This is a genomic window from Peribacillus frigoritolerans, from assembly GCF_030676415.1.
In the GTDB taxonomy this organism is placed as follows: domain Bacteria; phylum Bacillota; class Bacilli; order Bacillales; family DSM-1321; genus Peribacillus; species Peribacillus frigoritolerans_A.
Genome location: NZ_JAUUTW010000015.1, coordinates 40072 through 60167, shown reverse-complemented (window position 1 = coordinate 60167; position 20096 = coordinate 40072). Strand labels below are relative to the sequence as shown.

Genomic DNA, 20096 nt, shown 5'->3' with positions numbered 1-20096 from the left:
CCTAAGAATAGAGCACTGTTTCTCCTTAGTTTTTTTGAGAGGGTAGCTAGAACCTCTTCCGCCATAACGCGGAATATTATATTTTTCCAAGTCAATAGTAACTTGAAAACGATAAGAAATCAAGATGTTTATATTTAGTGAATATTAGACCTGATGGAAAATCTATCCGATAAAAAAGAGTGAATAAAATATCGATAAAGGGGTCCATTAATTTGAAAAGCATTAAAGGAAAGGTAATGGTGGCATTTTCACTCATTATATCTTTATGTGTCAACTTAGGAGCATTCAATATTTATAGCAGCAACAAATCACTTGTACATTCCCAAGATATCATCGAAAGGGAACTTCCGCTTCTTATCCAAGATGAAAAGCTGCTATATAACCTAGCACAAAGGACCGCATTCGCCAGAACCTATATTCTATATGGTGACGAGAGCTATAAAGAAAGGTTCTTACAATATACCGAAGAAAGCCAGGTCATCCAGGTAATCTCCTGGCCATAAGCGATTCTGATAAAGCAAAGGAATTGATCGAGAAAAGCGTGGATTGGAGGATGATGATTGTAGACCGGGTATTTACACAATATGAAAATGGAAATGAAGAACGCGCTAAAGAGATACTCAAAAATGAAGTGGCACCAATCAGCAATGAAGTAATGGAGGGTTTCAAGGAGCTTGCTTCGGAACGTGAGGAATTGATTGTCGCTTCAGGTGAAACCGTCATCGCAAGCGGGAAATCGGTTAAGACGACAAGTATCATCATATCCATTGTGGCAGTCCTTATCGGCCTTGTGCTGGCGTTTGTTACTGCCAACCTCATTACCACCCCCCCTCCTTAAAATTAGGGACAGGATGAGAATGGTGGCTGACGGAGAGCTGAATCATGAGCCCCTGGAGCAAAAGTCAAATGATGAATGGGGCGAATTAACGGTATCCGCCAACCAAATGCAGAAAAATCTTCGTGATACGATCGAAAAAATGCTCGTTGTATCGCAATCCGTTTCCAGTCAAAGCGAGGATCTGACTCAATCAGCAAATGAAGTGCAGCAGGGCAGCAAACAAATAGCGACTACGATGTATGAACTTTCGGAAGGTTCGGAGTCACAAGCCAACCGAGCAGCTGAAATGGTTCGTATGATGGATGATTTCACCGGCAGGATCGAGCTGGCCCACATAGAAGGAGTGGATGTAGCTAAAAGTTCATCCGAAATCCTTTCCTTGACCAAGGAGGGCACCACTTTAATGCGCAATTCGGTCCAACAGATGCAAAGTATTGATGGGATTGTCAAAAATGACGTAGAGCAAGTGAAAGGTCTCGATTCTCAATCACAGCAAATTTCGCAGCTTGTGCAGGTCATCAAGGATATATCCAATCAAACCAATCTATTGGCGCTGAATGCAGCCATATGAAGCATTCAAGCGCTAGTGATGCTCGTTTCCCCCATGGTGAGCGGCGCGCTGCTTACGATGGCTTCAATCGAAACCATTTTCTTCATTGATGTGATTACAGCTGCAATTGCCATCTTCACATTGCTGACATTTTTGAAAATACCAGCACATGCGAAGGCATTAAAAGAGCAAACAACCAGCTATTTCACCGATTTGAAAGAAGGATTCAGCTATATCAGGAATCACGACTTTCTAAAAAAGTTCTTTATATTTTTCGCATTTTTCTTCGTGCTTGCCGCACCTGTTGCATTTCTTACACCGCTTCAGGTCACACGCTCTTTCGGGAATGATGTTTGGCGGTTGACTGCGATAGAAATCACTTTTGCCATCGGTATGATGCTAGGCGGGATTTTCATGGCTTCCTGGGGAGGCTTTAATAACAAGATCCATACGATGACACTTGCGAGCCTTATAATTGGTGCCTGTACTTTCGCTCTTGGAATCATCTCCGTTTTCTGGATTTACTTGATCATCATGGGGGTAGTCGGATTGGCGATGCCGATCTTTAATACGCCGTCCACGGTCTTGTTACAGGAAAAGGTCGAGGGTGATCTTCTTGGGAGGGTTTTTGGTGTTTTAGGAATGATCTCGACTTCGATGATGCCGCTGGGAATGCTTGTATTCGGACCGATATCCGACATCATTAAAATAGAATGGCTGCTTATAGGAACTGGGTTATTGCTGTTCATTCAAGGTTTTTTCCTACTGGGCAGCAAAGTGTTGATCGAAGCCGGAAAACCGATCTCGAAAGATGCCCGCGGGTACACAGAACGCCCATGTCAAGATGAAGGACTGGGGCCTGGGCGGTGTTCCGGCTGATATGGATATTATGAATATCAAAGGGAATTGGATATTTGGCAGCCCTCCAGTTATTTATTTTTGTAGAATGGTAATACCATGAAGGTCATCATAGATTGATAAAGAGGAAAAGATGGGATTTTTGGGGAAAGTATTTAATTGGATGGTAGTTATCGGAATGATTCTACTGTTAGGACGACTGCTTACGATGGCATTTTTATTTCTGGATATTCCATTTACGACCTTTTTTAAGGACTACAATCTCATTTCGATCATCATTTTAATAATAGGTGCAATTGGTCAGCAATTCACCAAGCCGGATAAAAAGTAAAATGAGTTAACATCTTTCCTTTTCATGGAAATGATCAGTTTCGAAACCAAAAGACCGACATATTCTATTGTCGGACCCAGACTGTAGACAAACTTGAAGAAAAGCGAGTTTGCCTGCAGTTTTTTATTTAAAAAACGTTCCAGTTGATTTCAGAAATCCGCTCCCTTTCCGCCGACTGTCTGCCAAGCCTCGTCTGTGGGGTCTTGGCTAGCCAGTTATTCGGCAGGAGTTTCGCCAATTTCTTTAATCCAATGAGGGTTTTATCCCATATAAAGAATAAAAAAATCATGGAATATAACCAAGTCTTGTTACAAGTAATTGGTGATCATTCCCGTGGGGAAACCGAGAAAGGGATTTGGGATGAGACCATTCCGCCCCATGTTGTAACAAACTGTGACCGACATATTCTATTGTCGGTCTACAGTTTTTCGTGTTCTATCTGAATTTTAAAACAAAGTTGATTGGAACGGGGTGCGAGACTCCTGCGGGAAAAGCGTGTCCAAGGGAGACCCCGCAGGCGCAAAGGCGCCGAGGGCGCCCTCCGCCCCCGGAAAGCGAGTGCCCTAGGTTCCAATCAACGTTTTAAACTGACTTTGTTTTTCGGGACCACGAATGCATTAGTTTTTCGCATCATTTTCACTGACATGCATTTCTTGTTTAATTTCATTCATTCTGTTTTTTCCCCACTCATACATCATTTCAACGATCGGCAGTAAGGTCATTCCAAGGTCAGTCATGGAATATTCGACTTTTGGAGGGATCTCGGGATATACCTCCCGGTGGACGACGCCGTCTTCCATAAGTTCACGTAATTGATTCGTTAAGATTTTATGGGAGATTTTTGGTAAAAGCCTTTGGAGATCACTGAATCGGTGTGGGCCTTCTACACCTAAATGCCATAGAATGACGATTTTCCATTTGCCGCTGAATATGGATAAAGTAAGTTCTTTTTCGCAATTATAATAGCCGTTTATGATCTTTTCTTTGATTTCATCTCTTAATGTTTCTGACATGGACATTAGCTCCTTTTTTATTTTACCAGTAACCTTAAGGTAACCTCCGCACATAAAAGTGCATTCTTCACAGCGCCGATTACCAGCGTTACAATTTAAGTAGTCATCAGACAATACAATTCATTTATCAGGAGGCAATATATATGAGTAAAAAAGCATTACTAATTATACCACCAGAACGTTTTAATGAAGATGAATTATTTCAGCCGAAAGAAGTTTTGGAAAATGCAGGAGTGGCAGTAACGATAGCCAGTACGAAAACAGGTGAAATAACTGGGGACTATCAAGGCAAGGCGCTGGCTGAGGCAATCTATTCTGATGTTTCGGCAAGTGATTATGATGCAGTTGCTGTTATTGGGGGATCTGGTACGAATGATCATCTATGGGGCAACCAAGAATTGCAAAGCTTTTTGAAACAAGCGCATGAGCAAAAAGTTCTTGTAACGGGAATTTGTGCAGGTTCTGTTACTGTAGCGAAAACGGGCTTACTTTCTGGCCGCAAAGCTGCTTGTTACCCAGTTGATGTTCAAATTGACGAATTGAAAGCCAATTCCGTTGAATATGCAAAACAGCATGTCGTTGCTCATGATGATATCATCACAGCTGATGGTCCGGATGGTGCAAAAGAATTCGGAGAAAGCTTAGCCGCAGCATTACGCTAAATCTCGTTTTCTGCTAACCCTATTATTCCCCACATGAAACCCTTGGATTCCATACAATCCAAGGGTTTTTTGATTTTTCGTACATATCCAGTGACGGAAATAGTGGTTTTTTTGGAACAGAATGAAGGATGCAAATTAAGCGAAAATGGCTTGATTATAGAGCATTTTTAGCATCATTTGAAACGATGGGATTATTTTAATGAAATGATGTCTTTAGGTCTATAATTTTATCCTATGTTGGCAATTGTGGAGGATTCCGTCGGGAGGATATCCAATTCGATTCAGGAAGAAACACGATCCATTGAAAGCATCAATCAACAAAAAGAAATGGTTATTAAAGTGATAGAAGAAATCACTTTCGGATCTCAGCAAACGGCAGCTTCATCAGAAGAAGTTACATCATCGATGGAGGAATAAGACGCTTCATCCAATGAACTTGCTAAATATACACAGCAGCTTACACACAGTTAATAAATGATTTGGAGCATACGCTGGGGGAATTCCAGATAAAGAATTAGAGGGACGGAAAACATAAGCGTTGCAAAAGGGGAAGCCACTAAGTGAGTGGTTTCTCTTTCTATTGCCATATCATTCTGAAGGCACCAAACCCTGACTCGTTGAACGGGGCAGCTCTCTTTAGTGGACAAAATCACTAGAAGTACAAAAGTACAATTTAGAGGAACGGGTCAAGTATCCATGCTTTTTTTACAAAGGGGAATAATATATAGGAATCGGACAAGTAGCACGGATATTCTAATGTTGTTCAATGGACAGCAGTTTTTGTATTTTCCATTGCTGCATGTCCATAGATTCAATCTGAGTACAGAGATAGATTACTAGATTAAAAATCTCTCAAGTTGATGTAAACATGGCGTCCTTAAAAAGCGGAAAACAACTTGGTTGAGTTACGACAGCCAATGGATAATGTTTTTTTGAAGCTTGCCATAGATTCATAGAATCGAGGGGAATGCCATTTAGCTTTTCCTTTATTTTCTTCAGCTAGATGATGGTTGATACCAATGGATTCGGGTTCCTGATCAAAAATCCATCGCCTTCGAAATCAATTTCCGTTTGATCTGTAAAATGGGAGTCCGATGGGTCGATCAATATTTTTATATCATGTAAAATCAGTATTTCCTCGTGCTCCTTTTTAGAGATTGCCAAGGTTAATGTATAGTTCATCTGGTTACAGCAAGGTCTGTTTATGCCAAACCTCAAATACGTTTCCCCTCCCAAACTATGCTGCATATCTTTAATTGCCTGCTGGGCTTTCTCTGTCATTTTTATCAAAATGTTCACTCCTATATCGTTATCCTCTTCATAAATAGGGCAAGCCGTATATGCACGACTTCATCATGACTGGGATTCCTCTAATCTACCTTTACCCATTCTGCACAAAAAAATAAAATCCTTTAGAACTCTTCGATTTCAACTTATCTCGATTAGGTAAAATTTAATAATGTGGGAATAATGGTTTATTTTCAAGGTGTTTTATTGACTCAGACTGATGGTTTTTTTGTAAAAGCAGGCTAAAGGTTTCGTTTGGTTCGTCGATAATATTGTTTTGGTGAGCACTAAGGCGCATTCGTTTGGGTGGGTAATAGGATAGAAGATTCATATGATGGAATTTAGTAAATTAAAAATATTTAAGCATATAAAGGAAGGGTTAGAATGTTTAATGGAAAAATAAGATACATGATACTTATATTGGTATTCATGGTTAGTTCCACCTTTTTACCTAGCTTAAAGGCCGAGGCTGCAGATCCTGTGCATACTGTAATCACTGGCGAAACGGTAGAATCGATTGCCAAGACATATGATATATCGGCTGAGCAATTAATGGAAACGAATGGTTTACCGGATAATAAGTTATTTGCGGGCCAAAAGTTGACAATCATTCAAACGCCGTATACTCCTTCCATCTACCAATGGTCGGAGAGAGGGAAAAAAATTGCAAACTATGCGAAATCTTTTATAGGGTTTAAAAAGACAGCTGGAGAGGAGACCCCTGAAAAAGGGTTTGATTCGAGTGGATTGATTCATTGGGTGCTTTCCCAGCAAAAGGTGCCGGTCGACCGTTTGACAGTGGATGGTTTTTATAAGCAAGGGATGGATACATCCACTCCGAAAACGGGGGATATTATATTCTTTCTGGAAAAAGACAGCTTAAAAGTCGTGACTGCGGGTATTTATGTCGGCGAAAACCAATTTGTCAATTCTGGATATGGTGCAGAAACGGTTCAGGTGAGATCCACTACAGAAGATTACTTTGCAAAATACCAAGTGGCGTACAAAACATACACGCCTAAAGGAGAGCATATCGTCCAAAGGGGAGAAACGCTTAATAGTATATCGGAGAAATACAGCATTTCCATGAGTACGATCAAAAGTCGTAACGCCTTAAGTACGGATGAGTTGATGCAAGGGCAGTATCTTCAACTATACAGCAACCCGTTATATCCGTTTTATGTAAACCAGGAGGCTGCATATGATAAAGCATATGATGTCATCAAGTATGGATATACTTTACGCGGATTCACCTATGTTTTCGGGGGAGAAGACCCGATGATCGGAATGGATTGCAGCGGCTTCATTTATTGGGTCATGAAGGAGCAGGGCCTTTCAGTAAAACGAGGTTCCTCAGCGGATTACTTCTCATTGGTGCCCAAAATCGAAAATCCAAAGGCAGGGGATTTAGTGTTTTTTAGCGACACAGGAACAAGGCTAGGTGTGACCCATGTAGGTATTTATCTAGGTGATGGCCGTTTTCTCCATACAACGGAAAACACAGGCGTTCATATCTCCAATCTTTCGTCAGGTTATTTTGCCGAGAAATTCGAAAGCTTTGGTCAAGTTGAAAGCCTCATCGACTAAGAAGATCATTCAATCTTTTTATATGCTAGAGTCGCTTTTTCAATGGCAGTAACGAACCGTTTAAAAAGATCACATGGATTGACCCTATTCTTACTAGTAAAGTCATCACCTTTGAAAAAGCTTTTTCTAAGTTTTGTGGAAAGTTCCAATTGCACGCCTGCACCCGCTTTGGATGTGTTAGTGATGTTGTTTCCTTTCATGCCTGAAAGGTGCTGCGGTGCATGATCAGTTTGAAATCCAGCTTTGTTGAGGTATTGCTGAATCAGGTTCTTATAGGGTTCGTTCCTTCCGCCAATGTAAACCAGCGCATTATGTACGTCGTAGTGGCCATGGATGGAAAGGGTGGTCTGTGCGTTTGCTGCCATTGAAACGCCGATCGGTTCATTGAACAAGCGGGATGTTATATGGAGGACCTTGTTGCCCCTTGGTTTAAGTCCTTCGAATAGATAGGTGCTTGCACAAAGTCTCTCTCCAAGTGCGGCTGCAATCTCGCTAGTACCCGGTTCGATATTCCCGCCATGTATGGCTAGAACTGCAATATCAGGATCCCTGTGATGTACGATGATGCGGTAATCAAGGTATTCTTGTTCATTTTGCTGCAGTTCAAAAAAATCAGTATAGTTATTTTTAATCATGGTTATCCTCCGTATCTGTGGTGTATTTTAATCTTCCATACCGTTGAAGGCAAAAATAAAAAAAGCGGGGATGCCCCAGCTTTTTTTACTTTTCGACAGTCGTATATTGTTCAATTTTCTTTTGCTCGTCGGGTGTTAAAGTTTCTGTCCGTTTAAACGTATTCATGGTCACAAGCAGGCCTGCTACAAGAAGAACAGGTATAACCCAGCTTGTTATTTTTTTTATGATATTCATATTCCAAATCCCCTTATACATCGATAAAATTCATATGATATTTAGAAAAGGAGGGGCTGGATTGCACTTTTATTGCTGAGCTTTCCAGCTTCCATTTCTCCTTTTATCCCCAGCTCCGGATAATCGTCCATTTTTCTCGTTTTTAACGAGAACTTGAACACCGCCATAATACATGGGGGAAACCTTCTGGATGACTTCATATCCTGAATCTTCCAAGTTGGATATCACTTCATCCGAAAGCCTGGATTCCGTATAAATCTTCTTTCCATCAAAGACGAACCGATTACGGTCGACGATATCCTGAAATGAGCCTTCATTCTCTGTATAAGAATAAAGGACCTGCATCAATACTTGCGGAATCCTATCACCGCCTGGTGAACCGATCCCGATCGATTCCTGCCCTGGTTTCTTGAGAATGGTAGGAGCGGTGAAAGTTCTTGACCGTTTATATGCCTCTTGAGAGTTCAAGCCGGACCGGAAATTTTTCAATTGATCGTTAAGGAAAAATCCATTCGTATAATCACCAGATCCGAAAAAGTTACTGAGCGTATTTGTTGCGGAAACGACAGTGCCATACTTGTCCATTATCACAAAGTGTGTCGTACTTTCATGTTCTTCGGAGCCATTCGATTCTTTATCTTCCCATTTTTCACTTTTGATCTTACTTTTAAGATTGTCCAAGTGAATGGGGGAGAGCAATTTTTCCGCCTTAGAGTGACTTATTCCATCTCCAATGTGGTCGGACCGATCTTGATAAGCAGTATCTGTGATGCCCCCCAAGACTTTCATATAAGCTGATTTGCTTGAAGAATCGCCTAGGTTCATTTCCTCGGCTAGCTTTAACATTTCAAGAACTGTAATTCCTGAAAAGGGTGGAGGGGCGGTAAAAACATCATAACCGGCAAATGTTCCTTGGACCGGCTTATGTTCTTTCACCTCATAGCGCTTTAAATCCTTCAAGTCGATATCTGATTCTCTTTTAATATCTCGCGCAATTTCCCCTTTATAAAAACCATCAGGACCTTCTTTTTGAATCTGCTTCAAAGTTTCAGCAAGTCTTTCTTGGACGAGGGTTTTGCCAGGTACAATGGCATCACCATCAGGATAAAAAAGTGAAGTCGCATCGGAAGATATCCTTGGCTGAGCTGCTTCTAAGCGTGATGATAACGATTTGTTGACTTCAAATCCGCCTTCAGCCAACTCTATCGCCGGCTGAAGAAGATCTGCCATTGGTACGCTCCCATACTTATCACTTATAACCTGCATGCCAGCCACTAAGCCTGGAATCCCTGTATCGTGTCTTGAACTCGGGTCTTCCGGAGAGGATTCACGATAATCGATAAAATTGGGATCGCCGGATTCCGGGGCAATCAGCATACCGCCGCCGCCACCCACTCCAGATCCATAAGGTTCAACTACACCTAATACATAAGATACGGCAATGGCGGCATCCGCCGCCGTTCCGCCGTTTTCCAATATATCCATCCCGACATCTATTGCGATTGGGTTTGAAGAACTAACCCCATATGATTGAGCGTTTTTACTATCTATCGGTTCATTCGTGTCAGAAATAGGGGGTGTCTTCGAACATCCAGCAATATATATGAACATGCTAAGGGATATAATCACTTTTCTCGTCATACGGTTAATCATCGGTTGATCCCCCTTTTCGTTGTGCTCCTAAGTTGTTTCTCTTTTCACATAGTAGTATCCAATCGTTCCTTACTGAATGGGCTGTATGTTCTGTTGTGTAGCTTGTACTTCTTTTTTCTCTTGTGCAGCTTTCGCAGCTTTCGCAGCCTTCGCAGCCTTCGCAGCTTTCGCAGCTTGTGCTGCTTTTTCTTCTAGCTCACGTTGAGCCTTATGGTCGATTACCTTCTTGTGATCCAAGGTAATCTCAATGCGATCCTCTTTTTTCAACCATTGAGCTTTTTCACTCGTTTCCTTCGTCAACTGACGGTAAACACGTGATTTGTCGATTGAAGAGGTAGCTGGCCTTGGTGTTGCTTCTTCAATTTGCAGTGGAACGACATCGATTTTAGCTTTTCCGTCTTCCGCTAAATGGTATTGTACCATAGCTGAATCTTTTGTGCGTGTCCAGCCTTGATCAAAAATGAAGTTTCCTAAGCTATAGAATATGATTCCATCTTTATAAACATCAAACGATTGAAGCACATGGGGGTGATGGCCGATGATGATGTCAGCCCCCGCATCGATGATAGCTTTTGCCAAGTCTTTTTGACGTGCGGTTGTAGATGTTGAATACTCTTGTCCCCAGTGCATATTCACCACAACCAAGTCTGCGTTGCCTTGCTTGGCATTCCTTGCTTTGCCGATCATTTCAAATAATAAATCAGGGTTGGAGTTCAATAAGCCGGCTTTATCACTTTTTGACACGGCATCCTTCCCGTAAACATCTGTGAAGCCAAGTGTTGCGACACGTACGCCATTAACATCCGCATAGTCGATGCTATTTTTAGCTTCCGTATTGTTCGATCCGACACCGACATAGTGCATATCCGTACTTTTGAATTCATCAATCGTGTCAAGAAGTCCTTGTTCTTCATAGTCCATCATATGGTTATTGGCCAAAGACATCACAGAGAAGCCAGCATCTTTAACGGCTTGAACACCACTAGTATTGGAGTTTAACCGGATGGGCGTATCTGCTTCCTTGTAGTTAGATACCTCTGCTTTTAAAGCAGTATGTTCATAATTCCCACTGACATAATCCGAATTGTCAAAATAGGGCTTCATATAACGGAAGAGGTATTCATACCCGTGCTTTTCCGTCACTTCTTCAACATAACGTCCCATCATCACATCACCGACCATTGTCATCGTCAATGGTTGATCGGATTTTGATGCGACTGTTTTCACTTCCTCAGCCCGTCCCATCCAAGTGGTAATGACTAAAGCGATTAGTAATATAGGTAGTATGATTCCAGTGTATTTAAGATTCTTTTTCTTCGTGCGTTTAATAAAGATAAGTGTTTTTTCTTTTGCATTTAAAGTCCGTTTCATTTTTTGCACCTCAGAATAGGTAGTACACGTTCATTAAACCGAATGTTATGCCGGATAATAAAAGCGTGCTGCCAAGTGTCAATGGCATTCCTTGTCTTTGTATGGTATTCGCTATCAATCCAGGTACGATTATACCGATTCCCCGAAACTCGAATATTTCAAATGGCATGACGGGGTAGACTAAGTCCAATAGGAGTTTCAAGCAAATCCCGGTCACCATCATGGCTGCGAATTTTCTTCTTCCATATAAAATCACCCATCTTGAAAGGCCGTGAGTGACGATTAAATAAGTTACGACACTAATGATCAAGATGGTAAGCATGATTTCCCATTGGTCAAATACTAATGCCAAATAACCTGGCACGATAAGTCCTGCGGGTACGACACCCGTCTTTTCTGAAAATATAAGGCTAAGCGTTACTCCCAGTACTAGGGCTACATATAAATCCGATCCAAACATTAAGGTTCCTCCTACTTAACTTGCTTTTTGCTTTGTTTTAGATTTCATGAATGCTTCAATTAATGGTTCCGCTGCACCGTGAATATTCCCGACACCGTAGACGATGCGATTTTTCATCAATGGGCGGAGACGGGCCACGATTTCTTCAGTTGACCAGTTTTCTAAATCCCAATATTCTTTAGTATCCAATTTACCTTGCTCGAATACCTTCGTGATTGGTGATGTAGTTTCACCAATGGCAATGACGATTTCGGATTTTATGTACGGTAATACATCTCTAGCAAACTGCTCGGTACGGTCCACACGGTCTGCACGGCAGTTCATGATGACGATAGGAGGTTCTGTACTGTATCCGAACGTTTTGACACGATCCCAGATGTTCAGCGTCGATGCCGCGTCGTTTGCAGCAAAGCCATTGACAAAGAAAGTTGGCTGGATGCGATCTCCGAATTTGGTGATCCGCATGGCCCCTGGATCGGGATGTGCATTCAACATGCCGCGGAAAGCTGTTTTTTCATCAATTCCCAAAGCTTCCGCAACAGCCAAGGCCAGTGATGCGTTATCCGGAAATACCATATAGTCGAATTCGCGTAAGAAATCTTCGGAAATTCTTGAATTATCTGAAACGATCACTTTTGTGTTGCGTTCTTTGGCGATTTGTTTGAAAAAGTCCAAATATTCACTTTCGATGGTTATTAAGTGACCATTATAGGGAATGGTAGCAGTGAAAGCTTCAGCAACCTCATCCATAGTCGGTCCCATGACATCCATATGGTCTTCCAATACATTCACGATGACCCCAATGTTTGCTTGGATCATTTTGTTTTGGAAGATTAGTTGATAGTCAGGCTGAACGGCCATGCATTCACAAACGAGTGCTTCCGTGCCTAAATCGGCAACTTCTTTAACTACACGCCGTTGTTCTCCTATGTTGGGTCCTTCCGGGCGGCGTACAATCGGTTTTTCCTTGTCGGTAAACCAATAGATCATTCTTGCTGACGTTCCGGTTGTTTTACCTACTGTTTTGTATTTTGCTTCCTGGATCACACCTGTAATTAGACGCGTTACAGTCGATTTCCCTCGAATCCCATTCACATTCACACGTACCGGGATGGAGTCGAGACGCTTCTGATGGCGTTTTTGTTCAAAAATGCCATAGCCAAGCAAAAAGATCGCACAAATAAATATTGGTGCCATTTTTTTAACCTCTCTTTTTTTCAAATATTTGAATTACTGAATACACACTACATGATTTTAAACTTAATAGGCAAGAGCCAATTATTCTATCGTAATATAGTTATTATCAGCTTTTTCAAATAAATGTATATTTGAGTGTAATAGTATCTAATGGGGTAAATTGTTTTATGAGTACAAAGATATGGATGGGAATCGAGGGAATCCCCGGTTTATTTACACTAAATTATGGAAAGTTTAATAAAGCACCCTTTTAGTCAGAATCAAAGTGGTTTTATGAGTATTTGAACCTAATTCATACTGTCTATGTTTGAATAATAATTGTTTTTAAAAGTGAGGTTTATTACAGTTTATTGATTGTTTATACCTATTATTTGACATAAACGCAACAATTTTTATGCATTTGTCATTTAATGTGAGATATTGCATCTATCGACTCAATTAGTTGAACTCTTTGGAATATGGACAAAGATGAGTAAAAGAACACATCCCTTTTTTTTTTATATTTTCCGGTTTTTCCCTCGGGAATACCCATGGGTCTATAATTGATCTTTTACCTGAAACATGAAATAAACTAAAGTTAATCCATTTTTTTAAAAAATACCTAGTTTCTTCTATAGATATAGTGTTAATGGAAGAATGAAAATAAAAAAAGCTCAGAAGTATATCTGAGCTTTCGGCTTATATATTGTAAATGAATGGAATGGTCAAGAATTTCCATTTATCTTGGGGATTTATCGTTTTCTTGAGCTACAGCATTGGTAGCTGATTATGAAGGAATCAGGTTAACTGGATTTCTTTCTGTCAGAAATCTCAAGGGTGGAGTCCTTTTTACCGCCATCAATCACATAAAATCTAGGAGCTAATCTCCTTTTTTTTCGTTGATTGTCAGGATTCATCTTCATATAATTATCGTATTCTTTGCGAAAGAATTCTTTGGTTTCCCGTTCCAATGCTTTTCTTTCGTTAAAATCTGCGATGAATTTGAAAAAACGTTTCATATGAATTCCTCCTTATGGGGTTAAAAGGTCTTAGTTTAATAGTAACATATCATTTGTGAAGTTTACCCTTTTTTTATAAATTTGGAGTGAGAATTGTGTTTTTGTGTGAATAAAGTTGTGAACGGTTTGATTCGAGAGATAGCATGTAATGGATCCTTGCTGAGTATAAGTGACCGTGCATGGTGTTGAAAGGGAATGTCGGGATTAGCAGAAAGCGGGTATTGGAAGCAATGATTATTTAAGTTAAAATATTCCTTATATTCATTATACACTAAATATTCTGAAAATAAAGGAAAATATTCAATTCCAGCCGCTTTTGATAGATTTGCTTTTTAATGGTTTATTATTGTATATAATTATTTATTCCCCAAATATACGAAAATGAAACTTCCCTTATGATGGGAGGGAAAAAAACAATTTCCCGCATTCATGTGACGGGAAATCGCTAGAGTCATAATTGGAATTTCTTAACTTGTTCAGTCAGCAGTTCTGCCGAAGATGCAAGTTCACTGGCATGATTCGTGATTTCATCCATTGAAGAGCTGGATTGCTGAGCGGAGGCGGAGACTTGTTCGATTCCTGCCGCGGACTCTTCAGAAACGGCTGCAATATCTTCGATAGCCTGATTGATTTTTTTGCTATTTGTGGAGATATAGTTCAATTCATCTGTAATATGCTGTATTTTCATTTCTATATTCCCGACAGAGTGAATGAATGTTTCAAAGGTTCGGTCTGTGAACGTGATCTGTTTCGTACCTTCATCCACTTGTGTATAACCATCTTCCAAGGTGTGGACGACTGTTTTTGAACCTGTTCGAATCGCGGAGACAATATTGGTGATATCCCCAACGGAACGTGTGACTTCTTCAGCGAGTTTCCGCACTTCATCGGCGACGACGGCAAAGCCCTTCCATGTTCACCAGCACGAGCGGCTTTTCCATTTGTCCCGTTCACCTTCGTAAGCTTATCCTCTGGCACAAGTTGCGGAAGAATGGCCCCGACTGCAGGAGTCTGGATTCCAGTTCCGATCGCCCGGACAGCGGACATGACGAAAAGCAGCCAAAGCTCATCGTAACCGATTAAAAACAAGATGGCCAATATCAGCGTTGAAATGGCAATCAATGATCCGAAAGAATGATCAGCATCTTCCGATTATAGCGGTCTGCCCATACCCCCGCGATTGGGGAGAGTATAAAGGTAGGCACGATGGATATCGTCATCATGACACCCGACTGTGTATTCAACGTGATATACCACATGATGGCATACTGAACCAAGGACGAACCAAAGAGGGATATGGTCTGACTGCCTAGAAAAAGAGTGATATTCTTTTCCAATTGTCCTTTATTTGTTCATTTAATGATTTCATTTCTCAAACACCTCCTTCTATTTTCAATATTTTTTTCTTAATGCCCTAAAAAAAACACAGGCTATCTGCCTGTGTTTAGAGTAAATGGCTCAGAACCTATCTAAAGAAACCTGAGAGCATGATTATTTTCACGATAAAAAGTAATCTCCCCCTAGACTTCAGTTTGGTCAATACGGAGAATCCACCCATTTACACGTATCCAAAATGACCTCCTTGGATGCGTATTTATAAGATTAACTGGCTTAGCGAAAACCTTTGATCCACAAAGGTTGCCGCGGATTCAGCTGGACAGCAAAAAAAGAGGTAGAAATCGTCTCCTCTTTTTTCTCAAAAGCGTAAAATGAAGGTTTCCTTAAAAATAGACAGACCATTCCCATTTACCCTGCGGACATGCAGAGCCCTTGAACGTATTCAATTAACGGTTCAAAGATTGGAAACGAAGTCTGATAAATGTCACAAGGAAAACCTCCATTTCTTAAAAGTTAAAGCCATCTTACATGGCACCAACTGGAATATCAATAAAGTACTTCCTTCATAGCAGAAGCATCACTTCGGTTTAAGGCCGTCTTATGTATACACCTGCATTCCATTCATCCATCAATTCGTTTGACGGCGGCTATATATTCCTTATGCCATTTTTCCCATTCATCCATTGGGAAGTCCTGATGATGACCATCAAGTAAATCACTCAACATATCGAGGCAAACATGCCAGCCTGCCAAATCTTTTGATGTATGCTCATTAACTGGCGTGATGGATTCTTTCAATACTAATGAGCATCCATCCTTTTCAGGGGATACCTCGAAACGAACCCAGCCGTCCCCCCATTCAAAATCTAAAACGGCAGATTTCCGGAAATCCCTTATCTTCATATCAAAAGATTCCCCTGACCCATCATTGAAATTGAATTTTATGGTCCCGCCTTTTCGAAGGTCCTTCATTTCCAGGTTGGACATCCACTTTTCCACCTTATCATTCTCCGTTAAAGCACCCCATACCTTTTCCGCAGAATGATTGAGCAGGCGATCGAATCTTGCGATAATCCCATTACCTTCCTTTTCGATTACAGCTTGCACTTAGATTCCCCCATTTCAATTCGTTACCCGATCTTATTTTTATAATAAAAAATGGTCGGATGGAATTCACCATTTGCAGATTTAGCATAATCAGGAATCCTGCCTGCCTGAATATATCCCAATGAAGTATACAGGGAGTTAGAAGGATCCCCTTCCCTTGTATCCAGGACCAATAATGTCCGTCCCTCCTGCTTGGCCCTCTTCTCAGCCTCTAGCATGAGTGAACGTCCTATTCCATTTCGTCTATAACCAGTATGCGTCATTAATTTTGCGATTTCCGCACGATGGCCGCCGTTTCGCTTTGAAGATAAATGTAACTGTACACTCCCGACTATCTCACCCTTTAATTTAGCGACAAATAGAATCACATCAGGATTTATGGCACTATCCCAATAATCAATCGCCTCAGACTGTTTCATGGGAGGTAAAAAACCAATGGACGCGCCATCATCCACCACTTGCAGCAAAAGTTCCGAAAGTTCATTAAGATGGTATTCGATTGATGTTAATTGTTCGATTTTCACCTCAGCATTCACAGTAATCACAACCTTTCAGGAGCTATTTATTTATATTCACCATCCCTGGCGCTTTGATAAAGAAGTAATATGAGCCAGATGATGGCGTCCGTGCCATGCATAAATGCCTATATTTTCACCGACAGTCACCTCTCCTGATTCAGGATGGATGAATGTTCGGCTCATGTCGTCTGCATGAAGGTCCGATAAAAGTTTGCACATTCGGATATGTACACTTTCGATTAGTGATAGAGAAACTTCAATCGGCAAATCATAATCAGGCAGCTCCGCCCATTGCGCCTCCTCGTACGGTTTAATGACCGGACTTTCTTCCGTAAGGGCCAATTTAAAACGAATATACGCATTCATATGACTATCGGCAACATGATGCACCACTTGGCGGACCGTCCATCCTCCAGGACGATAAGCTGTATCAAGCTGTTCATCATCCATGTTACCTACCGCTTCCCGCAGCATCCGAGGCAAAGCTTCAATCTCGTTGATCCACCCTTCGGCTACACCACTAGTAATTTCCGCGTCAAACTGAAACTTTCCAACCGGGTATCTTAAATCCATCTTCATTCCCCCTTGATGTTCTATAAAAATAGCACCATAAATATTCTATATTCTTTATCGATTGAGACAAATCCTTTTTACCGGCAATTCTTTGTTTTGCAATTTAACTGGGATCATGATGCTTTTCCTATTCATTCACCTACCGCTTATAGCCCGGTTAATTTATTTTAATATTTCACTAATGAAAATCCCTCCGTAAGAATGAATTATATTAATCCATATCATTAGCACGTATACTATTTCCACATTTAGCAACCATAACAAAAGAATGGCATATGCATCAATCCAATTTTAAACAATGGAAATGGGGGATAGGATCATCTTGAAAAAAATTAGTTCGATACAAACCCTTAGTATCTTCTTTTTATCAATCGGCCTTCTTAATCACGTTATTTTGATCCCTTTCCTTTTATCAACCGGCGGAAGGGATTCTTGGTTTTTTTCTATCCTCACTATTGGATTGATACCGATTTGGGTCTATATATTATCGAGAATAATCAAGAATATGAATAATCAATCCCTGACGGATTGGCTTGAAAATAGATTTGGGAAACATATTAAAAATATCGTTTTATTCTTTATAGTGATTTATCTGATCAGCCTTGTATTGGCCACCACAAAGGAAACAGTTGATTGGATCACTACAAGCTTTCTTTTCGAAACCCCAAGTTTAGCGATTATCATTCCGTTTACACTGCTATGCATCTTCCTTGCCCATTCTGGTATGCGCTCCATCGCCATTTGCTCTTCTGTATTATTGCCAATTGTCGTCATTCTTGGCATTTTCGTTGCTACCGGAAATATACCGACAAAAGACTACAGCCACCTCCTTCCCCTTTTCGAGAATGGCTATTTTCATGGCGTTAAAACCTTTCAATATTCTGGTTATGGCCTTACCGAACTGATTTTAATCGCCTTTTTTCAGGAAAAACTTTCGGATACGATTAGTCGGAAAACATTGGTTTTCTTATGTCTCGGTTTAGTGTTTCTACTTTTGGGCCCATTAACAGCTGCACTCGCTGAGTTCGGGCCGACCTTAGCAGAAGCCATGAGGTACCCCGCCTATGAACAATGGCGGTTGCTGACAATTGGAAAATATATCGAACATACAGATTTCTTTTCCATTTATCAATGGCTTGCTGGTGCCTATATCCGTGTTTCACTGGCATTATTCTTAATAACGGAAGTCTTTAATAGAAAAACGAACCAAATGAAGGTCGGAATACTTTTCGCTGTAGGCTTTCTCATGGTAGTCATCTCCATCGTACCCTACAGTAATTTCAAGTTCTTGCATGTAAGTCAGACATTCTACTATCCTGGCGCTTTTTATTTCCTGTTACTTTTGTCCGCCTTTTTGTTTATCGGCACTTTCATTAGTTCTAAGGAGGGTAAACGAAGTGAGAATGAAACGATCAAAAAATGAACCAACCCTGCCTGAATTAAGGGAGGAGACATTTCGGGAGTTATTCAGTTCAAGCTCAGATATCAAGTTTGATACGATTTATATCGGAGAGACCGAAAGACCCATTCCTGTCCTTATTTTTTATTGCTCGGGTATGGCCGATATCAGTTTATTGAACGAGGGAATTTTGGAAAGGTTAAACAAGATGATGGAATTGGATGAGAGAATCGATGAAGAAGAAGCAATCAACAAGCTAAAACCATTGATAGATTTGACGAAAGTAACCATTGATAGTGAATTCAATAGCGTCCAACAGCTGATTTTCTCCGGGAATGCCTTATTATTCATACCATCAACCCAAGAGTTATTTTCCATAAATTTGTCCAATGTTCCGAACAGGCAGCCTGAGGAGTCTTCCTTCGAGGTCTCTGTAAGGGGGCCAAGAGATGGATTTGTCGAAGACATATCCATCAATACAGCTTTAATCAGAAAGCGGCTAAAAACCAAATCGCTTTCCCATGAAGACTTTATCGTTGGCAGGCGCAGTCAAACGAAAGTCGCACTGATGTACATGGATGACATCATCAATAAAGAACTTGTTAAAAATGCAAGGTCAAAAATCAACTCCATTGATATTGATATATTGGTGAGCAGCCAACAATTGGAGGAATTGATCACCAACAGTAAATATAGTATATTTCCACTCACTCATTATACGAGTCGCCCTGATTTTGTAGTGGAAGCACTCAATCAAGGAAGATTCATTCTAATTGTTGATGGTATGCCAACGGTAATCGTGGCTCCTTCTACATTACTATTGCAAATAAAAACTGCAGAGGATTCGAATCTCCCTTATCTATTTGTAAGCCTTGAGCGACTTCTTCGCTTTATGGGGCTTGGCATTACCGTTTTATTGCCGGGGTTTTGGATATCCATTTCCGCTTTCAACATTGAACAGGTGCCGTTTCCTTTGCTGGCTACCATAACCCTTTCGAGGTTGGGACTTCCCTTATCCGCCACCATGGAATTCATTCTCATGCTCCTTTTATTTGAATTATTCCGTGAATCCGGAGTCAGGTTACCTAAAGCGGTTGGACAGACAGTTGCAGTTGTAGGCGGTCTCATTGTCGGTGATGCCGCAATAAGGGCAGGGCTGACTTCACAAACCATGCTTGTGGTTACTGCCGTAACCTCTGTCGCATCTTATACACTTGTAAACCAGTCTTTAACAGGTGCCGTAACGATTTTGCGCATGTTTGTGTTGTTACTTAGCTGCATTTATGGAATCTACGGCTTGATAATCGGTTTCCTTTCCATCGTCACTTTACTATCCAGGCTAGATTCATTCGGGGTTTCATATATTGGCGGAATAAACCCGCCAAGAATCACAAAAATCTTGGATTCATTCATAAAGAGACCCTGGAATTCCATTAGCAAACGATCCTTGGCGGCTGATGATAAGACCAGAAAGGGGCAGTAAGGC

22 protein-coding genes, 2 pseudogenes and 1 riboswitch are annotated in these 20096 nt (G+C 40.9%); of the genes and pseudogenes, 10 read left to right on the top strand and 14 right to left on the bottom strand.

Features of this window, described 5'->3' with window-relative positions; all coding sequences use genetic code 11:
- Positions 1-19 precede the first annotated feature (19 nt).
- Positions 20-62: riboswitch (PreQ1 riboswitch) on the bottom strand.
- A 150-nt stretch (positions 63-212) separates the two neighbouring features.
- The 5 genes and pseudogenes from Q8G36_RS15180 to Q8G36_RS15160 all read left to right on the top strand — a co-directional run bounded on the left by Q8G36_RS15180 (position 213) and on the right by Q8G36_RS15160 (position 2577).
- Complete coding sequence (locus tag Q8G36_RS15180) at positions 213-503, top strand: CHASE3 domain-containing protein (protein ID WP_305161899.1); 291 nt, start codon at positions 213-215, stop codon at positions 501-503.
- A gap of 50 nt (positions 504-553) precedes the next feature.
- A complete protein-coding gene (locus Q8G36_RS15175) occupies positions 554-838 on the top strand; it encodes a hypothetical protein (RefSeq protein ID WP_305161898.1) in 285 nt (94 codons plus the stop codon).
- A gap of 22 nt (positions 839-860) precedes the next feature.
- A complete protein-coding gene (locus tag Q8G36_RS29300; RefSeq protein ID WP_370694099.1) occupies positions 861-1409 on the top strand; it encodes a methyl-accepting chemotaxis protein in 549 nt (182 codons plus the stop codon).
- Positions 1410-2267: pseudogene (locus Q8G36_RS29295) on the top strand (MFS transporter); the annotation flags it as partial.
- 112 nt (positions 2268-2379) lie between these two features.
- Positions 2380-2577: a hypothetical protein gene (locus Q8G36_RS15160; RefSeq protein WP_305161897.1), complete on the top strand. Its 198-nt coding sequence runs from the start codon at positions 2380-2382 to the stop codon at positions 2575-2577.
- A 617-nt stretch (positions 2578-3194) separates the two neighbouring features.
- On the opposite strand, the gene Q8G36_RS15155 is transcribed toward Q8G36_RS15160, so the two are convergent.
- Positions 3195-3590: a winged helix-turn-helix transcriptional regulator gene (locus tag Q8G36_RS15155; RefSeq protein WP_305161895.1), complete on the bottom strand. Its 396-nt coding sequence runs from the start codon at positions 3588-3590 to the stop codon at positions 3195-3197.
- Between the two features lie 143 nt (positions 3591-3733).
- Here Q8G36_RS15155 and Q8G36_RS15150 point away from each other — a divergent pair, with 143 nt between their 5' ends.
- Together Q8G36_RS15150 and Q8G36_RS15145 are read left to right on the top strand one after the other, a co-directional pair.
- A complete protein-coding gene (locus Q8G36_RS15150; RefSeq protein WP_305161894.1) occupies positions 3734-4252 on the top strand; it encodes a DJ-1/PfpI family protein in 519 nt (172 codons plus the stop codon).
- Between the two features lie 234 nt (positions 4253-4486).
- Positions 4487-4669 carry a hypothetical protein gene (locus tag Q8G36_RS15145; RefSeq protein ID WP_305161893.1) on the top strand — a complete coding sequence of 61 codons (183 nt, stop codon included), beginning with the start codon at positions 4487-4489 and terminating at the stop codon, positions 4667-4669.
- A gap of 582 nt (positions 4670-5251) precedes the next feature.
- Here the strand turns inward: Q8G36_RS15145 and Q8G36_RS15140 are convergent.
- Positions 5252-5533, bottom strand: a complete 282-nt coding sequence (locus tag Q8G36_RS15140) for a HesB/IscA family protein (RefSeq protein WP_305161916.1) — start codon at positions 5531-5533, stop codon at positions 5252-5254.
- A gap of 390 nt (positions 5534-5923) precedes the next feature.
- Between Q8G36_RS15140 and Q8G36_RS15135 the strand changes: the two genes are divergently transcribed.
- Positions 5924-7126: a C40 family peptidase gene (locus tag Q8G36_RS15135; RefSeq protein ID WP_305161892.1), complete on the top strand. Its 1203-nt coding sequence runs from the start codon at positions 5924-5926 to the stop codon at positions 7124-7126.
- A gap of 5 nt (positions 7127-7131) precedes the next feature.
- Here Q8G36_RS15135 and Q8G36_RS15130 read toward each other — a convergent pair whose 3' ends face one another.
- The 12 genes and pseudogenes from Q8G36_RS15130 to Q8G36_RS15075 all read right to left on the bottom strand — a co-directional run bounded on the left by Q8G36_RS15130 (position 7132) and on the right by Q8G36_RS15075 (position 17211).
- Positions 7132-7761: a poly-gamma-glutamate hydrolase family protein gene (locus Q8G36_RS15130; RefSeq protein WP_305161891.1), complete on the bottom strand. Its 630-nt coding sequence runs from the start codon at positions 7759-7761 to the stop codon at positions 7132-7134.
- Between the two features lie 85 nt (positions 7762-7846).
- Entirely contained in the window at positions 7847-7996 is a 150-nt protein-coding gene (locus Q8G36_RS15125) for a CapE family protein (RefSeq protein ID WP_285847037.1), read from the bottom strand.
- Positions 7997-8065: 69 nt separating this feature from the next.
- Positions 8066-9649, bottom strand: coding sequence for a gamma-glutamyltransferase family protein (locus tag Q8G36_RS15120; protein ID WP_305161890.1), 1584 nt, complete (start codon positions 9647-9649; stop codon positions 8066-8068).
- A 69-nt stretch (positions 9650-9718) separates the two neighbouring features.
- Complete coding sequence (locus Q8G36_RS15115) at positions 9719-11020, bottom strand: CapA family protein (protein ID WP_305161889.1); 1302 nt, start codon at positions 11018-11020, stop codon at positions 9719-9721.
- 10 nt (positions 11021-11030) lie between these two features.
- Positions 11031-11480 carry a poly-gamma-glutamate biosynthesis protein PgsC gene (gene pgsC / locus Q8G36_RS15110; RefSeq protein ID WP_034309410.1) on the bottom strand — a complete coding sequence of 150 codons (450 nt, stop codon included), beginning with the start codon at positions 11478-11480 and terminating at the stop codon, positions 11031-11033.
- Positions 11481-11495: 15 nt separating this feature from the next.
- On the bottom strand, positions 11496-12677 hold the full coding sequence (gene pgsB, locus Q8G36_RS15105; RefSeq protein ID WP_305161888.1) for a poly-gamma-glutamate synthase PgsB: 1182 nt from the start codon (positions 12675-12677) through the stop codon (positions 11496-11498).
- Between the two features lie 782 nt (positions 12678-13459).
- On the bottom strand, positions 13460-13675 hold the full coding sequence (locus Q8G36_RS15100; RefSeq protein WP_305161887.1) for a hypothetical protein: 216 nt from the start codon (positions 13673-13675) through the stop codon (positions 13460-13462).
- A gap of 451 nt (positions 13676-14126) precedes the next feature.
- On the bottom strand, positions 14127-14558 hold the full coding sequence (locus Q8G36_RS15095; RefSeq protein ID WP_305161886.1) for a methyl-accepting chemotaxis protein: 432 nt from the start codon (positions 14556-14558) through the stop codon (positions 14127-14129).
- 53 nt (positions 14559-14611) lie between these two features.
- Positions 14612-15012: pseudogene (locus Q8G36_RS15090) on the bottom strand (MFS transporter); the annotation flags it as partial.
- 622 nt (positions 15013-15634) lie between these two features.
- On the bottom strand, positions 15635-16120 hold the full coding sequence (locus Q8G36_RS15085) for an SRPBCC family protein (RefSeq protein ID WP_305161884.1): 486 nt from the start codon (positions 16118-16120) through the stop codon (positions 15635-15637).
- A 23-nt stretch (positions 16121-16143) separates the two neighbouring features.
- Positions 16144-16656: a GNAT family N-acetyltransferase gene (locus Q8G36_RS15080; protein ID WP_305161882.1), complete on the bottom strand. Its 513-nt coding sequence runs from the start codon at positions 16654-16656 to the stop codon at positions 16144-16146.
- 36 nt (positions 16657-16692) lie between these two features.
- On the bottom strand, positions 16693-17211 hold the full coding sequence (locus Q8G36_RS15075) for a YfiT family bacillithiol transferase (protein WP_305161881.1): 519 nt from the start codon (positions 17209-17211) through the stop codon (positions 16693-16695).
- 322 nt (positions 17212-17533) lie between these two features.
- Between Q8G36_RS15075 and Q8G36_RS15070 the strand changes: the two genes are divergently transcribed.
- Both Q8G36_RS15070 and Q8G36_RS15065 read left to right on the top strand, forming a co-directional pair.
- The gene (locus Q8G36_RS15070) at positions 17534-18634 is read left to right on the top strand and encodes an endospore germination permease (protein WP_305161880.1); all 1101 of its coding nucleotides are present in this window, start codon (positions 17534-17536) and stop codon (positions 18632-18634) included.
- The gene (locus Q8G36_RS15065) at positions 18615-20093 is read left to right on the top strand and encodes a spore germination protein (protein WP_305161915.1); all 1479 of its coding nucleotides are present in this window, start codon (positions 18615-18617) and stop codon (positions 20091-20093) included. The genes Q8G36_RS15070 and Q8G36_RS15065 overlap by 20 nt, the downstream gene beginning before the upstream one ends.
- The last annotated feature ends 3 nt before the right edge of the window (positions 20094-20096 follow it).

What these genes read in the sequence shown, in the direction of transcription:
- Q8G36_RS15175 (WP_305161898.1), top strand. Translation starts at nt 554, where the DNA reads ATGATGATTGTAGACCGGGTATTTACACAATATGAAAATGGAAATGAA.
- Q8G36_RS15160 (WP_305161897.1), top strand. Translation starts at nt 2,380, where the DNA reads ATGGGATTTTTGGGGAAAGTATTTAATTGGATGGTAGTTATCGGAATG.
- Q8G36_RS15155 (WP_305161895.1), bottom strand. Translation starts at nt 3,590, where the DNA reads ATGTCAGAAACATTAAGAGATGAAATCAAAGAAAAGATCATAAACGGC.
- Q8G36_RS15150 (WP_305161894.1), top strand. Translation starts at nt 3,734, where the DNA reads ATGAGTAAAAAAGCATTACTAATTATACCACCAGAACGTTTTAATGAA.
- Q8G36_RS15145 (WP_305161893.1), top strand. Translation starts at nt 4,487, where the DNA reads ATGTTGGCAATTGTGGAGGATTCCGTCGGGAGGATATCCAATTCGATT.
- Q8G36_RS15140 (WP_305161916.1), bottom strand. Translation starts at nt 5,533, where the DNA reads ATGACAGAGAAAGCCCAGCAGGCAATTAAAGATATGCAGCATAGTTTG.
- Q8G36_RS15135 (WP_305161892.1), top strand. Translation starts at nt 5,924, where the DNA reads ATGTTTAATGGAAAAATAAGATACATGATACTTATATTGGTATTCATG.
- Q8G36_RS15130 (WP_305161891.1), bottom strand. Translation starts at nt 7,761, where the DNA reads ATGATTAAAAATAACTATACTGATTTTTTTGAACTGCAGCAAAATGAA.
- Q8G36_RS15125 (WP_285847037.1), bottom strand. Translation starts at nt 7,996, where the DNA reads ATGAATATCATAAAAAAAATAACAAGCTGGGTTATACCTGTTCTTCTT.
- Q8G36_RS15120 (WP_305161890.1), bottom strand. Translation starts at nt 9,649, where the DNA reads ATGATTAACCGTATGACGAGAAAAGTGATTATATCCCTTAGCATGTTC.
- Q8G36_RS15115 (WP_305161889.1), bottom strand. Translation starts at nt 11,020, where the DNA reads ATGAAACGGACTTTAAATGCAAAAGAAAAAACACTTATCTTTATTAAA.
- pgsC (WP_034309410.1), bottom strand. Translation starts at nt 11,480, where the DNA reads ATGTTTGGATCGGATTTATATGTAGCCCTAGTACTGGGAGTAACGCTT.
- pgsB (WP_305161888.1), bottom strand. Translation starts at nt 12,677, where the DNA reads ATGGCACCAATATTTATTTGTGCGATCTTTTTGCTTGGCTATGGCATT.
- Q8G36_RS15100 (WP_305161887.1), bottom strand. Translation starts at nt 13,675, where the DNA reads ATGAAACGTTTTTTCAAATTCATCGCAGATTTTAACGAAAGAAAAGCA.
- Q8G36_RS15075 (WP_305161881.1), bottom strand. Translation starts at nt 17,211, where the DNA reads ATGGATTTAAGATACCCGGTTGGAAAGTTTCAGTTTGACGCGGAAATT.
- Q8G36_RS15065 (WP_305161915.1), top strand. Translation starts at nt 18,615, where the DNA reads ATGAAACGATCAAAAAATGAACCAACCCTGCCTGAATTAAGGGAGGAG.